The organism is Halomonas sp. IOP_6 (assembly GCF_021151565.1).
In the GTDB taxonomy this organism is placed as follows: Bacteria; Pseudomonadota; Gammaproteobacteria; order Pseudomonadales; family Halomonadaceae; genus Vreelandella; species Vreelandella alkaliphila.
This window is the reverse complement of sequence record NZ_JAIRBO010000005.1, coordinates 12,800-28,233: the sequence shown is the minus strand read 5'-3', so window position 1 is coordinate 28,233 and position 15,434 is coordinate 12,800. Positions and strand designations below refer to the sequence as shown.

Genomic DNA, 15,434 nt, shown 5'->3' with positions numbered 1-15,434 from the left:
CGTTTGCTTTGCTCCCTTAGCTTAACGGTTTTATATACCAAAAATTAACTATCGATGACGTTTGAATTGCTTCTTAAAAGCGTGCTGATGCCACTCTTCAACCCAGGGTTTGAAGGCATGAGCAGGCATTGGACGGGCAATAAAATATCCTTGCCCACATTCGCAGCCAAGCTCAATAAGCTGTTGGCTATGTTGAAGCGTTTCAACACCTTCAGCGACCAAATCACATTCGAATGCGCCGGCAAAACCAATAACACCTTTAAGAATCGCTAAATCTCCAGCGCTAGACAGCATATTTTGAACGAAACTACGATCAATTTTTAGTGTATCAACTGATAGGTCTCTAAGATGGCTTAAAGAGGAGTACCCGGTACCAAAGTCATCTAACGAGATACGGATTCCCATCATTCGGCAAGCATTGAGCACCGAGTAAACATGGCTAACATCCTCAATAGTGCTTGTTTCCAAAACCTCAAGCTCAAGTCGCTGTTTTGGCAAACCAGGAAAGTCAGCAAGTATGTGGCTTAAATCGCAGAGAAACTGGGAATGCTGTAAGTGATACCCATCGATATTGACACTGACATGTAAATCCAGTCCTTGCTGAAGCCACTCCTGAAGCTGGCAAAGTGCGCTAGTGATAACCCATCTCCCCAGCTCCACGCCAGTCGACGTATTATTCAGCACAGGCAAAAAAGTGGCGGGTTCTTTTAATCCGTCGCTGGGGTGGTTCCAGCGTATGAGCGCTTCAGCTCCAATCACCCTCCCCGTGAGCATATTAATTTTGGGCTGGAAATAAAGCTCAAACTGATTAGCGCCCATCGCAGCTCTAATAGCATTTAACTCTGATTGTTTGCCTTTTTGGACTTGTTCATTACCCACATTAAATAAACAAATCTGATTTTTTCCTGACAGCTTTGCTTGATACATCGCCTGATCGGCTTGACGAATCAATTGGTCAGGCTCTACCTCTTTCGATTGCGGATAGAGGGTAACGCCTATACTGGCAGAGAGCTTTAACAACACCGAATCTATATCAAAGGGTTCTGAAAGTTTATTAATAAGTCGAGAAAGTGACTCTTCAACTAAACCGGCACTAAAGCGTCCATTCAAAAAAATAACAAACTCATCGCCACCAAAACGAGCAATCAAATCGTCGCTTCTTAAATTAGTAGCCAAGCGTTTGGCTACTAATTGAAGAATTCTATCGCCCATATGGTGACCATAGAGATCATTCACCTCTTTAAAGCCATCAAGATCAACAAACGCAAGCGCGAACGCCATATCATTTTTCTGTAAATCAATGATTTTCTGATCAAGGTGCTTGGTCAAAGCCGCGCGGTTAGGTAAACCGGTCAATTGATCGGTATCTGATAAAGTGCGTAGCAAAGAGACCTTCTGCTCAAGAAGCTTTTTAGTCTCCGTCAACTCCTGAAATAATTGGTCAGATCGGCTAGAACTACTGACACTCCAGAAAATACGCTCATTGGCACTATCATCGCAAAGCACATTCACCACGATTGGCAGGGTACTTGTAGAACGAGTCACCATTGAAAGCCGTATTTCGTCGCACTGCTTTTCCCGAACTAAAATAGGCACTATATAAGTGTCATACATAATCTGTGACGCTTTGCTCAATAAAATGAACAGATCGGCGCCTAATAAATCACGCGTTGAATAACCGTGATACTGCTCAAGATAGCGATTACTATAGAGAATCCGACGCTTATAGTCAGTAACCATGCACCCTATTGGGAAATCATCAAGCGAAAATAAGTTGGATGTCACCATGCTCTACCTTGAAATATACCGCAATGATTCATGCGTAAGCGTTTTTTACATTTACATATGATCTCTGATAATTAGAGAATTTGCTATTTTTATAACGTAACCAATTGATGTCATATAAAAAAACATCAATATAAAGAACTCTGCAAGTGGTACCGCCCGCTATATCCCACGCTTGTAAGTTGCGCAATAAAAAAGTGAAGCGCACTAACGAAAATATGAAGAAAACACTAAGAACAACCGATGCTGCCCACTAGATTTTTCTAGAAGGCAGCATAGCTAGTCAACGTCATCATCTTGACCAAGAAAAAGACGGTTATCTCGACGGCCCCAGGAAACGCGTTTCACTCACACGCGTTACCGATGGTTCTTCCAGCGATGTAAAGCGCAGCTCAATGGAGTGGCTGGGTTGAGTCAAAACACCCTCATCGGCGCTGAGAGCAACCCGTAAGCGGCGAGTCTCGTTAGCCTCTACGTCAATGGTTTCCATGCCTTGTAAGCGCAGCCCTGGCAAGCCGGATGCCGTTAACACATAGCGGTGAGGATCGGTATCTTGATTGCGCAGCGTTACGTTGTAGTAGTTGACGATGCGTCCACTTTCAGTACCTTCAAACAACGCTTGGCGATCTCGCGCAACATCTACATCGATGGGCACACGGGTGTTTAAGAAGCCAACGAGCAGCACCACCATAGAGAGCAGCGCCACAGCATAGGCGATCAGTTGAGGGCGCCAGAAACGGGTGTCTTTACCCTCCAACGCGCGCTCCGTGGTATACCGCACAAGGCCAAGCGGTTTATTAATCCGTGCCATGACGCTGTCACAGGCATCAATACACGCGGCGCAGCCAATGCATTCGTACTGCAGTCCATCACGAATATCGATACCTGTTGGGCACACCTGAACACACAGCTCACAATCGATGCAGTCACCAACACTGGATGCCTCAGCACCCTTTTGATGATGATTACGACGAGGTTCACCACGCGCAGCATCATAAGAAACAATCAGTGTATTGGCGTCGAACATTGCCGACTGAAAACGCGAGTAAGGACACATATGGAGGCATACTTGGTGGCGTAGCCAACCCGCATTCAGGTACGTAAAAACCGTGAAGAAGCCGATCCAAAATAGCGCCCAGGGATGCGCATTCAAGCTGACAAAATCTACCACCAACGCTCTAATCGGCGTGAAGTAACCGACAAAGGCGATCCCCGTTGCCAGCGCGATTAGCAACCAAGCCGTATGCTTAGCGGTTTTGCGCCAAAGCGTGTCAAAGGTACGTGATGCGTTATCACGACGTATGCGACGGTGCCGTGGCCCTTCCAAGCGATGCTCAAACCAGATAAACAGAAAGGTCCAAACGCTTTGCGGGCAGCTATAGCCACACCACACGCGCCCCGCCGCTACCGTGATCAAAAACAGGCCAAACGCGCACAACACCAAGATCCAGGTGAGCAAGATAAAGTCTTGTGGATAAAACGTCGCCGCAAAAATATGGAACTCTTGCGCAGCAAGATCAAACCACACCAGCGGCCGCCCCCCCCAATTAATCCATGGCAAGCCAAAATACAGCGCCATTAACAACCAGTTTGAGCAGCGCCGGATGCGCTGAAAAAAACCACCAATTTCTCGCACATAAATATGTCCAAGCTGGGGTGGCTTATTATTGGACGGGTTGCTACTAGAAGGCTGGTGGCGGGAATCATTAGATGCAGGCGAGTGGTGTTCAACCGCTGCCTCAGTGGTTAGGTTTTGCAATGGAATGCGTTGCGTCATACCGATATCCAGAAAAGAGGGAATGGAGGTCATACGGTCGAGGGGCGTCGCCGATTATTAACCACCACTATCCCCACTACGCTGACTAACAAACAGGCGCAGTTTTAGAGAAATATTGCGTATCAGTTGAGCCTAAACAGCTTATAAAGCTACCTTCTGATATGCTTTTTATTAATGGATTTGAGCCTGTTTTAAATTTCCCACATCCGTCACAGTGGCATTTCCCTCTAGCAGAGAGTCTCACCTGTGCCACCTAAAACTGTGATGGAGTATCCTGGTGCTATCCTCAACGCACCGACGGTTTATCCCATGAAACGTTACGAACAATTTGCCGATGAGATAGCCACGCTGATTCGTCAGGGCGTGCTTGGTCCTGGGGAGCGAATTCCGTCGGTTCGCCAGGCCAGTCGTCACAATGGGATCAGCCCATCCACGGTGTTTCAGGCGTACTACTTACTCGAAAACCGCGGTCTCATCACAGCACGAGCGCGCTCAGGCTATTTTGTTCGTGAACATGCTCGGCGCTTGCTGGGCGAGCCACGTGTGACGTTGCAGCCCACCGACCCAGCGGAAGTAGAAGTCAGTGAGCTAGTGTTCTCGGTGCTCGACTCACTGCAGGATGATCGAACGGTGCCTTTTGGGTCAGCTTTCCCAAGCCCTGAGCTTTTCCCACTTTCTCGGCTGAGCACTAGCATGACACGTGGTCTGCGCGAGCTTTCTCCTCAGCAGGTAGTGGCCGACATGACCACCGGGCATGTCGACCTGTGCCGACAAATCGCTCTCCGCTACATGCTGGGAGGCATTCAGCTGCCAATGGAAGAGCTAGTGATTACCAATGGCGCGATGGAAGCGCTCAACTTAGCACTGCAATGCGTGACCCAACCTGGCGATTTGGTGGCGGTTGAGTCCCCGGCGTTTTATGCCAGCCTGCAAGTATTGGAGCGGCTAAAACTGCGTGCAGTGGAGATTCCAGTGCATCCACGCGAGGGTATCGACCTTGATGTGCTAGCAGAGCGATTGGCGTCGCTACCTATCAAAGCCTGCTGGTTTATGAGCCATCTGCAAAACCCGCTCGGCGCCAGCCTAAGCAATGAACGAAAGCAGACCCTTTATCAACTATTAAAGCAGCACCAAGTCCCCATGCTAGAGGATGATGTGTATGCCGAGCTGTACTTTGGCAGCACACCGCCTACCCCAGTGAAAGCGTTTGATGATGAGGGGCTAGTCATTCACTGCAGCTCTTTCTCGAAATGTTTGGCGCCTGGCTATCGCGTTGGCTGGGTAGCGGGAGGGCGCTACGCCGAAGCTATTTCACGACTGAAGTTAATGACGACTATTTCGCCTTCCATTCCCGCACAGGCAGCCATTGCCGACTATTTACAGCACGGCGGCTATGACCGTCACTTACGTAAGCTCCGCCACGCTCTAGAAGCCCAACAAGGTAGTATGCTGGCGTCTGCAGATCGCTACTTTCCCACCCAAACACGTATCACTCGGCCTGATGGCGGCTACTTTTTATGGGTAGAGTTTCCTGAAAAAGTTGATTCACTACGCTTATTCAACATGGCGCTCGACCATGGTGTTAGCTTGGCGCCAGGCCCCATTTTTTCCGCAACTCAGCAGTTCCGGCATTGCGTACGCTTAAGCTATGGCCACCCGTGGACAGCACGCAGCGAGCGGGGCATGGAAACCCTAGGACAGCTATTAACTCTGTTTTAAATCCCTGCCGCTCTGTAGCTCACCCCTCTTCCTAACTGATATGGTTTTTTGGTTAAAAACTAAGCCTGCCATGAAGAACATCTACTAATAAAGTAATCTAGCAAATAGCCAGATAGAACCACTCGCTAGGCGCTTAGGCTGGTTAATGATCATTTGGTTTTCGAGTGTTGGTGTTCTATTACTGCTTTCACTGGGAATTAAGCTCATGATGGGGCTAGTGGGCTTAACCAGCTAAAAGACTTACGTTGTCTGGTCAACGTATTAGACATTGGGTCATAGGTTATGATCGCTCTTTGGCAACTTGCCTGCCATTGAACAATGTTAACCGGATTAGCCTATGCCAATTGACCTGCAAGCGCTCTATCCCAAACTAGTGCATCTGATGCTGGACACGGTCTTCGTGGTCGATAAAGACCATCAGATCCTGTTTGTGAGTGATGCCTGCGAGTCACTGCTTGGTTACCGTGCTGATGAACTGACCGGCACTTTAATCACCCATTACATGCATCCTGACGATCTCGCGCTCACGCAAGCTTCCATTGTGCGGGTCATGAGCGGTCAACAACACATCGATTTCCGCAACCGCTACCTCCGCAAGGATGGCAGCACTGTGCACATTCTATGGTCTGCTCGCTGGTATGAAGACGAAGAAGTTCGCATCGGCGTTGCTCGAGACGTAACAGCCCTAATACAAGCCGAAGAAGAATTACGCTTCCTTGCCCATCACGATCCACTAACAAAGCTGACGAATAGATCACTCTTCTATGATCGGCTCGTTTCAGGCTTGGGCGCGGCTCATCGCCATCAGAGCAGCCTTGCGCTGCTGTTTCTGGATATTAATGACTTCAAGCTGATTAACGATACCTATGGACATGCCATAGGAGATGAAGTGCTCTGTACAGTGGCTCGGCGACTGGAAAGCTGTCTACGTCAAACAGACACGGCCGCGCGCATGGGCGGTGATGAATTTACTATTCTACTGACGGACATCCAATCAATGGAGACCGTTACACACAAGGTAAATCAGATTCTCGCCATCATGGCCGAGCCGCTGGACGCAGAATTTGGAGCGATCAACATGCCGTCTTGCAGTATTGGTACAGCCTGTTATCCCGCCGATGGGGACGATGCGGATACGCTGCTCAGGCATGCTGATAGCGCGATGTACAGAGTGAAAATGCATCGGTAAAGCACAACCATTGCGTTAGGCGTTTTAAAAAATCCGACGTTGCTGATGCCGCTGGAACATCGCGTTGCCCCTTGCTATTTCACGCCGACAATACCCCGCCTTCCCATATCAAGACTAAAGTCTAAGAATTTTAATTATCAAAAATTGATAACTTTTTTTTCTTTTATCTATTTTGCTGCGTATCGTTTATCAAAATTTGAGGTAATTGCGATGGGGCCATCCGACCGGATGCTAGCGCTACTGTGCTGCCTAGCTAATCAAGGGGAAGCAATGACGGTGAAGTCGCTGGCCGAGCTGACCGCTCAGCCAGTCTCGACCGCATATCGCCACCTGCGCCAACTTTTGGCCTGGGGCCTAGTCAGCGAACGCGAGGGCGGCACCTATGCGCCGGGCCCTCAGGCGGTGCGTCTGCACCAAGGTTTCGAACACCACAACGAGCTGCTTCGCTGGGCTCGCCCAGTGTTGACCGAATTGACTGAGACCACTCAGGAGAGCTCGGCGCTGCTGGTGGCGGTGCGTGACCACGCCCTTTGCGTAGAGATGATCGATAGTCCACAGCCGCTGCGCTGCTGCTACCACCGGGGCCAGGTGCAACCGCTACTCAAGGGCGCCAGCGCTCGGGCGCTGCTGGCCTGGATGAGCGATGAAGAGCGCCAGATGGCGCTGATGCTTCGCTCGGAGGCGGAGCGGGACGATGCCCTGATCGATCTCGAGACCATTCGCCTACGGGGCGTGGCGGTCAGCGTGGGCGAAATCGATCAAGGAGTGTGGGGCGCCAGTGCCCCAGTGTTCAACGGCCGCGGTCGTCTCAAGGCGGTGATCAGTGTGATGGCCCCCAGCGCTCGGGCTCAAGACCGAGCCGAGACTCTGAGCGAGGCCACGCGCCTCAGTGCACAACGATTGGGAGAACTCCTGCAGTGACACAAGCAGATAATGAGGCGGCTCTGATGGCGCCCTGGCAAGGCCGGGTCGATAGCACAGAGGCAGGTGACGCACGGCGCTGGCATCAGGTGATGCGTCCGGCCTTCCAGGCCGAGGCGCCGGGGCGCGCTTTGTTAGGGTTCTGCTCTGATGCTGGCGTAGCCCGCAACCAAGGGCGGACGGGGGCCAGTGAAGGGCCCCTGATGCTGCGTCGCCAGCTAGCCAACCAGGCGTATCATCTGACGGCACCGCTGTATGATGCCGGCGATGTGGTCTGCCAGGGAGACAACTTAGAGGACGCCCAGCAAGCCTTCGCCGGGCGGGTGTCCGAACTGCTCGAACAGGGCCACCGGGTCATCGGCTTGGGCGGCGGCCATGAGATCGCCTTCGCTAGCTTCTCAGGGCTGCTGGCTCACGCCCAGCGTCAGACGACGATGCCGCGCATAGGCATCCTCAATCTGGATGCCCATCTCGATCTGCGCCAGGCCGAGCGCGCCAGCTCAGGCACGCCCTTTCGGCAGTGCGCCGAGCTGTGCCAAGAGGCGGGCATCGACTTCCACTACACCTGCCTTGGAGTGAATCGTGGCGGCAATACGCCAGCGCTTTTCGCCCGCGCCGAGTCGTTGAGAGTGGAGTGGGTGCTCGACGAGCAGTGTCGCTCGCTGGACAGCCCCGCGATGAAAGCCGCTCTGGAGCGGCTGCTGACACAGGTCGACTGGCTCTACCTCACCATCTGCTTAGACGCCCTACCAGCCTGGATTGCACCGGGCGTCAGCGCCCCTTCCGCCCGGGGCATCGAGCTGTCCCTGGTTGAGGATGTCATTGATCACCTAGCCGCACGCGTTGCGCTGCCAGTAGTGGACGTAGCCGAGTTCAATCCAAGCCTGGATATAGACGCGCGAACGGCCCGTGTGGCGGCCCGTCTGGTCGAGCGCCTGGCGCGCTAACCAACGATTAACCGGTCGTCAACGGCCACCCCTACCCGACCGCCCTGAGCGGCACACAACAACTCATGGAGCATCAACATGCACTTTACTCTGGATGCCGTGTCCACCACGGCACTGGCGCTGATATTGCTTGCATTTGGCGCCGGGCTTAAGCGCCGGCTCAACTGGCTGGAACACTTCTGCGTCCCTACCCCAGTGATCGGCGGTTTCGGCTTCGCCCTGCTGGCCTGGCTGCTGCGCGATCTTGGCTTGGTTACCTTCGAACTTGACACGGCGATGCAGAGTCCATTGATGATCGCCTTCTTCACCACCGTGGGCCTGGGTGGAAGCCTGGCGCTGCTCAAGAAGGGCGGTAAGGCGCTGGGCATCTATCTAGTGGCCTGCTGGCTGCTGGCGCTGATGCAGAACGGCGTGGGCATTGGCATGGCCAGCCTGCTTGGCCTCGACCCGCTGATCGGCCTGATGGCCGGAGCCACCTCCTTAGAGGGCGGCTTTGGCGCAGCAGCGGCCTTTGGCCCTGAGGCGGAAGCCCTGGGTGCCCAGGGTGCCACTACTGCCGCCATTGCCTCTGCCACTTTCGGCATGATTGTCGGCGGTTTGATCGGCGCGCCCATCGCCCGCTGGATCATCGATCGTCGGCAGATTCCGGTTGTCGCCGAGGACGTGCATGATCTGGAGAAACTGCAAGCCGAGGAGCGCCCCACCCAAGCGCCCATCGACAGCCGTACCCTGCTGCGCGTGCTAGCCGTCGTAGTACCGATCATGGTACTGGGAGTGTGGTTCAAAGAGGCCCTGTCAACTCACCTAGGGGTCATCCTGCCGAGTTATGTGGGCGCCATGTTTGTCGCCATCCTGCTACGCAATCTTAATGATCGCTTCCACTGGGTCAGCATGCCAGACAACGCCCTCGCCACCCTGGGCGACGTAGCCTTGGGCGTCTTCCTGACCATGGCAATGATGAATCTTAAGATCTGGCAGCTCCAGGAGATGGGCGGCTCACTGCTGTTAATCCTGCTGGTGCAGACCTTGGCCATCGTCTTCCTGGCCGTGGTGGTGCTGTTCCGTCTGCTGGGCCGCAACTACGATGCCGCAGTGCTTACCGCGGGCTTTATTGGCCACGGTCTAGGCGCTACTCCCAATGCGGTGGCGAATATGAGCGCGGTGTGCGAGCACTATCGTGTGGTGTCGCATAAGGCCTTCATTATCGTCCCGCTGTGCGGCGCCGTGCTGATCGATATTGTCGCCATCCCCGCCATTACCTGGTGTCTGAACGCCTTCGCCTGATCAATGTTCGTCCGACAACGCTAGCCTCTGGATTCAGCTGGCGTTGTCGTTTTTGTCGCCGATGCCGCGAAGGTACTCATTACCTCTAGCCACACCTCTGCTACCGGTGAAGGCAAACCCTCGCGGCAAATTGCGCTCCCCAGGCACCTGCTCCAACTCCTCCATGGCTTTCGACCGTATAACGCCAATCAGAAACGCATTAGGACACGTTATCCTCTTTAGTAACGGGCTCTTCGATGGGCTCGCCATTCTCATCCAGCAATTGGTGATCATATGCTGCTTGAAGCCCCGTCTCTTCAGCAGCGGACTGCTCCTCTTGCAGTGGTTCTTCTTCAACTGATTCTTCCACCAAGTCTGCCCAGTAATCAATGTGGCCAGGATAAGCTGGCGATATAATCGCCACCACAATACCAACGACAGAAAATAGCGAAAATGCATAGGCATAACCAAAGCCGTCCACCAGCATGCCAACAACCGGCGATCCTACTGCCTGCCCAAGCGCACAGGCCATGAAAGGCAAGACTGGCCCCATGGAAAGCCGCCCCGGCAATAGCCGAATCCCCGTCATCAGATACAGTCCCGTTAAGCTCATGTAAGCAAGTCCAAACACCATGGCGGAAAATATCGCCAATGCTAACTGGCCTGGACTGGCAGCAAGCAACACCAAGCTTGAAGACAGCATCATTAACATTAATGCCTGCGTAATAGGAGGGTTATTACGGTCAGCCAAATCACTCACTACGGCACCTCCAAGCCCAGCAAGTCCTACGGCAAACCAAAGCCAACCAGTTTGATTAGGAGGCAACTCACCAAGGGTAACGGCCAAATCAGGCGCAAAAAGCCAGAACGGCGAAGACACAAACCCCATAGCGAAAGCAAAGAGTGATAGCCGGGTAAGGCGCGACCACTGTAGCCGCGTGATTGGCGGTGGCGGCGCCGCATTCGCTGGCACAACCCGAGAGACCGAAGGAATAAAGTACCAGGCAGCAATGACCCCTAAGCCTGCCAAAACAGCAAAGCTAGTGTAGGTAAAGCGCCACGCATCGGCCAGGAAAACGACCGTCGGCACTGCTACGATAATGCCAATACTGGTGCCAGCATTCATGATAGAGCTAACGCGGCCATGCATTGTTCGGCTCACCAGCGCCTGCATAGCAGCCGTCAGAGCGGGCATCATCAAGCCGGTACAAATGCCGCAGACAAACACACCTACGCCGAGCGATAAGGCGCCAGACGACTGGCTGATAAAGACAAGGCCAGCCACACCAAATCCACCTGACAACACCGCTAAATTACGCGCACCGAGCCGATCGGCTGCAAGCGGTGCGAACAACGTCGCCAAGACAAAACTAATAAACGGCAGCGCCCCAATAATGCCAATCAAGTACGCTGTCAGTTCTAGCTCGGCGCTAATGGAAGGCACAAATAAACCAAACGCAAAGCGCGCAAGTCCATAGCTAATCGCTACCAGCGCTGCACCAAATAGGGCGAACCCCATGTTCGACAAGGTTTTCATACCGAGCACTCCACGGCCGTGTGTGTCTTGTGCATCAAGCTGATCTATCAACTGCGCCACCAATAGCTTACTTCGCTGGGTGATTGCAATCTCCGGCTGTGTGGCTGCCGCAAAGAGGTATGATTTAGTCGATACGCAGAATGCTTAAGTTAAAAATAAGCATTAAAAGAAGGTGACACTGAAAATTTCACCGCTAGCTGCCAAGGGCGTTGATAACATCGCTAAGAAGTCACTTCGGTTGTATCAACCCATCATCGTTGCTTTGAAAGCAACAAATTCGTCATTAAAACGACTCCTTTCTACCCGCCAAGTCGCTTAGCTTACAAAAAGCCGAATAAAGGCACCGACAACAGTAGGGATAGGAAATGTTTTCAGATAAACAAGTTGGTGAAGCCACTGCTTTGCGGCATCGGCTACACCAGCAGCCCGAGCTTAAATTCCAGGAAAATAACACCGCCGCGCTGGTCGCGGAGCGGCTAAGAGCGCTTGGCTATCGCGTTACCGAAGGTATTGCCACTACAGGCGTTATGGCTGAGCTAGCGACCGGTCGCGAAGGCCCAGTGATTGCCTTTCGCGCCGATATGGATGCGTTACCCATCAAGGAAGCCAACACATTTGAGCATCGCTCCCAACGGCAAGGTTTGATGCATGCCTGTGGTCACGATGGGCATACCGCCACGCTGTTGTTGGCTGCCGAGGCCATCATGGCGCTGCGTGACGAGCTATGTGGACACATTAAACTGCTATTTCAGCCTGGCGAGGAAGGTGGCAATGGTGCCGACATCATGGTCAAGGCAGGGGTATTGGAAAACCCCAAGGTGGACGCGATATTTGGCTACCACAACCGCCCTGGTTTCCCAACAGGCCAACTGTTTGTTAAACCAGGGCCGGCTATGGGCGGTAACGACACTTATAAAATCACTATCGAAGGTATTTCCGGCCATGCCGCCATGCCGCACTTGGCGGTAGATCCTATTTATGTCGGGGCATCGCTGGTACAGCAGTTGCAAGGGTTAGTGGGCCGCCACAAATCGCCGCTGGAAGCAGGCGTGATCACTGTAGCTGCTTTCCATGCGGGCGATGCCGCAAATGTGATTCCTGGCCAAGCCGAGCTGCTAGTGAATATCCGCAGCGACCGCCCCTCTTCACGCGAAGCGCTTGCAGGCAAGCTTGAGCAGGTAACCGCTGGCGTATGCGCAGCCCACAGTGCGCAGTTTCATCTGGAACACCTACACCAGGTGCCCCCCCTGGTTAACGACCCTGCGTGGTCAGAACGTGTGTTAGCGGTTGCCAACAAGCACGGAGTAAGCCACGACATTCAGCAGCTGGACTATATGCCCACTATGGGTGCGGAAGATTTCGCGTTCTACCTGCAGGAAGTACCGGGGTGTTTCTTCTTTGTCGGTAATGGCGATAGCGCCTATCTGCACAACGAGCACTACGACTTTAACGATGCTGTTCTGCCGGTCGCAGGCGGGATGTTTGTGGCGCTGGCAAAAGAGCTGTTAGCACGAGCGTAATTCTCTGCAGGCCTCTCATTACGATTAAAAAAATAACGTTAAGTAAAAAGGATTAATACGATGCAAGGTGTTCTTTCATCTATTGAGCGTGTGGGTAATAAGCTCCCACACCCGTTTATTCTCTTTGTCATTTTGGCTGGCGTAGTTGTGGTCGTCTCAGCCCTGCTTGCCGCACTCGGCGTTTCAGCGGTTAACCCGCAAACCGACGCAGTGGTGCAGGTACGCAGTCTACTCTCGGCTGATGGCATTGAGTTTATGCTGACCAGCGTGGTCAGTAACTTCGTTAACTTCCCTCCCCTCGGCCTTATTTTGGTGGTGATGTTTGGCATTGGTTTGGCCGATAAAGTGGGCTTAATGTCGACCTTGATGCAGGTGAGCGTGGCGAAAGCACCACCCGCTCTGCTCACTTTCTGCGTTTTTATGGCGGGTATTTGCGGCAGTATTGCCTCCGATGCCAACTACCTGATCCTGATCCCGCTAGCCGCCATGGTGTACTACTCGGTGGGCCGCCACCCAATCGCCGGTGCAGCTGCCGCCTACGCAGCGGCAGGCGCCGGGTTTGATGCCAGCCTATTCATTACCGTCGGGGATGCGCTGTTTGCTGGCATAACCACGGAGGCCGCACGCTTGGTAGACCCAGACGCCTACGTCTCACCTGTGGATAACTACTACTTCGTGGCCTGCTCAGTGTTTGTGCTGGCAATTATTGGCACGTTAGTCATCGATAAGATCGTAGAGCCGAGGCTGCAACGCACCCTACCGATAAGCAAAGACTTTAAAACTGACATCATAAAACCGGCATTAACCGACGCAGAAAAGCGCGGCCTAAAGCGGGTAGGCGTTGCCACACTGATTTACCTAGCGCTGATCTTAATTGCCGTGGTGCCCGAGGCATCACCACTGCGCAATGAAGAGGGCGGCTTGATCCCCTCGCCCTTTTTGCGCTCACTCGTGCCACTGATGTTTGGCTACTTCGTCACTATTGGCTTGGTATACGGCATCACCACCGACAAGATCACCAGCAGCCGTGATGTACCACAACGCATGGCGGAGTCTGCCAGTGACTTAGCACCTACCCTAGTACTGTTCTTTGCCATTTCGCAGTTTATTGCTTATTTCCGCTGGTCAGAATTGGGGCAATTTATTGCTATTGAAGGCTCCAATATTCTGCAAAGCACCGGATTTACCGGGCTACCGCTAGTAGGCGCGTTTATTGCGATGAGCGCAGTGCTGAACGTCTTTATGACCAGCGGCTCCGCTCAGTGGGCGTTAATGGCCCCGGTATTCGTGCCGATGCTGATGATGATCGACTTCGATCCAGCCTTTGTGCTGGCAATGTTCCGCATAGGCGATTCCAGCACTAACATCATCTCCCCCATGAGCCCATATTTTTCGGTAGCACTGGTGTATATGCAGCGCTATAAGCCAGATATGGGGCTAGGCACGTTGATAGCCACCATGCTGCCGTTAGCCATAGGCTTTTTGCTCGCCTGGTCAGCGTTTTTGATGTTCTGGCTGGCCATGGGCTGGCCAATTGGCCCAGGCGTATACATGATGGCTAACTGATACTTCAGTACGTCACTGCATCGCCATCATTAACTTCCACAAATAGTCGGCAGCGGGCGAAAGCCTTCTGCCGACTCTACGCACCAAATTGCCTTGGCTACTAGCGGCCATAGGGTGATCAATGGGAATCGCCTTCAGCAAACCAGCGTTTACTTCGCTGCGTGCAGCAGCAGCCGTCATAAACGACACGCCAATCCCCGCACATGCCATCCTTCGAGACACCGAATGCAGGTTGCAACGATAGGCAGGCGTAGCCAACTGCCCGGCAGCACCAAATAGCGCATTCACGAACTGCTGCGAGCCCGAGGCATCCGGTAAAAAAATCAATTTGTGCTGTAATAACTCCGTGACCGACACGCTATCTTGGCGGGCAAGCCAGTGGGATGGTGCTACCAGCGCGCACAACGGCCCCCGCTCAAAAGAGTGCACTACTAACCGTGGGTCTGAAATGGGGCCGTAGGTAATAGCAATATCCACCTCGTCGCTGGCCACCATCTCATGGGGTTCTCGGGGGTAATAAATCCCTGTTTTAATCTCGATCAGCACGTCGGGATAATGCTCGGAAACACGGCGCATCACGTGGTTGATAAAGCTATCCACAAAGCCATCACCTACCGAGACTACCACCTTCCCCGACTGTAAATTGCGTAACCGAGACAGCGTATCTCCCAGCTCTGAATTCAACCGCCGCTGAGCAAGAAATCCTTCCACTACCAATTGGCCTGCTTCGGTCAACGTCACATGCCGCCCTTGACGCTCCAACAACGCCATGCCCAATTCTCTCTCCAACCCACGTACTTGGCGGCTTACCACAGAGGGATTGATATGCAGATGCTCCGCCGCCGCACGAATGCCACCGCAACTGCTTACCTCAAATAAGTAAAACGCACGTTTATCCAGTAGGGTCATGATGATCTCGTGTGAATAACCTCGTGCCGATGAGCTCGCACACCAGCTTTTTCAAACCAATAGCAACAAAATGCCCCTATCTAAGGCAGCTTGCTCCCAATCTTTTTATGCTACTTTCGAAATATAAATAATGTAATTTTATAGTGGCAGGCCATGCGTGCCTATCTAAGCCAGAACGTGTGCCCTAAACCCTATTAAGTCAAAAGATCACCCACACGCTCACATAAAGACATGGAACATGGACACAAAGAGTAGAATGAAAATTACTCTGAATGCGATAGGAGCATGCATCGTTGCAAAT

At 52.9% G+C, this 15,434-nt stretch carries 13 protein-coding genes; 8 read left to right on the top strand and 5 right to left on the bottom strand.

The genetic code is table 11. The features are described 5' to 3' along the window. Positions 1-48: 48 nt before the first annotated feature. Both K7H08_RS10690 and ccoG read right to left on the bottom strand, forming a co-directional pair. On the bottom strand, positions 49-1,788 hold the full coding sequence (locus K7H08_RS10690; RefSeq protein WP_038478970.1) for a sensor domain-containing protein: 1,740 nt from the start codon (positions 1,786-1,788) through the stop codon (positions 49-51). Positions 1,789-2,101: 313 nt separating this feature from the next. Then, the gene (ccoG, locus tag K7H08_RS10685; protein WP_231657903.1) at positions 2,102-3,562 is read right to left on the bottom strand and encodes a cytochrome c oxidase accessory protein CcoG; all 1,461 of its coding nucleotides are present in this window, start codon (positions 3,560-3,562) and stop codon (positions 2,102-2,104) included. Positions 3,563-3,871: 309 nt separating this feature from the next. Between ccoG and mapR the strand changes: the two genes are divergently transcribed. The 6 genes from mapR (at position 3,872) to gltS (ending at position 9,622) form a co-directional block, all read left to right on the top strand. Continuing rightward, the gene (gene mapR, locus K7H08_RS10680; protein ID WP_231658078.1) at positions 3,872-5,281 is read left to right on the top strand and encodes a GntR family transcriptional regulator MpaR; all 1,410 of its coding nucleotides are present in this window, start codon (positions 3,872-3,874) and stop codon (positions 5,279-5,281) included. A gap of 112 nt (positions 5,282-5,393) precedes the next feature. Beyond that, a complete protein-coding gene (locus K7H08_RS10675) occupies positions 5,394-5,516 on the top strand; it encodes a DUF2474 family protein (RefSeq protein ID WP_084183612.1) in 123 nt (40 codons plus the stop codon). 102 nt (positions 5,517-5,618) lie between these two features. After that, positions 5,619-6,470 carry a sensor domain-containing protein gene (locus K7H08_RS10670; RefSeq protein WP_231657901.1) on the top strand — a complete coding sequence of 284 codons (852 nt, stop codon included), beginning with the start codon at positions 5,619-5,621 and terminating at the stop codon, positions 6,468-6,470. Between the two features lie 210 nt (positions 6,471-6,680). Beyond that, positions 6,681-7,391, top strand: a complete 711-nt coding sequence (locus K7H08_RS10665; protein WP_038478978.1) for an IclR family transcriptional regulator — start codon at positions 6,681-6,683, stop codon at positions 7,389-7,391. Between the two features lie 26 nt (positions 7,392-7,417). Further along, entirely contained in the window at positions 7,418-8,338 is a 921-nt protein-coding gene (hutG, locus tag K7H08_RS10660; protein WP_231658076.1) for a formimidoylglutamase, read from the top strand. Positions 8,339-8,416: 78 nt separating this feature from the next. After that, positions 8,417-9,622: a sodium/glutamate symporter gene (gene gltS / locus K7H08_RS10655; protein WP_231657900.1), complete on the top strand. Its 1,206-nt coding sequence runs from the start codon at positions 8,417-8,419 to the stop codon at positions 9,620-9,622. Between the two features lie 33 nt (positions 9,623-9,655). Here the strand turns inward: gltS and K7H08_RS18405 are convergent, their stop codons facing one another. Both K7H08_RS18405 and K7H08_RS10650 read right to left on the bottom strand, forming a co-directional pair. Further along, a complete protein-coding gene (locus K7H08_RS18405; RefSeq protein WP_269438877.1) occupies positions 9,656-9,787 on the bottom strand; it encodes a hypothetical protein in 132 nt (43 codons plus the stop codon). A gap of 34 nt (positions 9,788-9,821) precedes the next feature. Then, positions 9,822-11,138: an MFS transporter gene (locus K7H08_RS10650; protein ID WP_231657899.1), complete on the bottom strand. Its 1,317-nt coding sequence runs from the start codon at positions 11,136-11,138 to the stop codon at positions 9,822-9,824. A gap of 365 nt (positions 11,139-11,503) precedes the next feature. Here K7H08_RS10650 and K7H08_RS10645 point away from each other — a divergent pair, with 365 nt between their 5' ends. Both K7H08_RS10645 and K7H08_RS10640 read left to right on the top strand, forming a co-directional pair. After that, a complete protein-coding gene (locus tag K7H08_RS10645) occupies positions 11,504-12,658 on the top strand; it encodes a M20 metallopeptidase family protein (protein ID WP_231657898.1) in 1,155 nt (384 codons plus the stop codon). 60 nt (positions 12,659-12,718) lie between these two features. Beyond that, positions 12,719-14,224, top strand: coding sequence for an AbgT family transporter (locus K7H08_RS10640; protein ID WP_231657897.1), 1,506 nt, complete (start codon positions 12,719-12,721; stop codon positions 14,222-14,224). Between the two features lie 12 nt (positions 14,225-14,236). On the opposite strand, the gene K7H08_RS10635 is transcribed toward K7H08_RS10640, so the two are convergent. Then, positions 14,237-15,133, bottom strand: a complete 897-nt coding sequence (locus tag K7H08_RS10635) for a LysR family transcriptional regulator (RefSeq protein WP_231657896.1) — start codon at positions 15,131-15,133, stop codon at positions 14,237-14,239. Between the last annotated feature and the right edge of the window lie 301 nt (positions 15,134-15,434).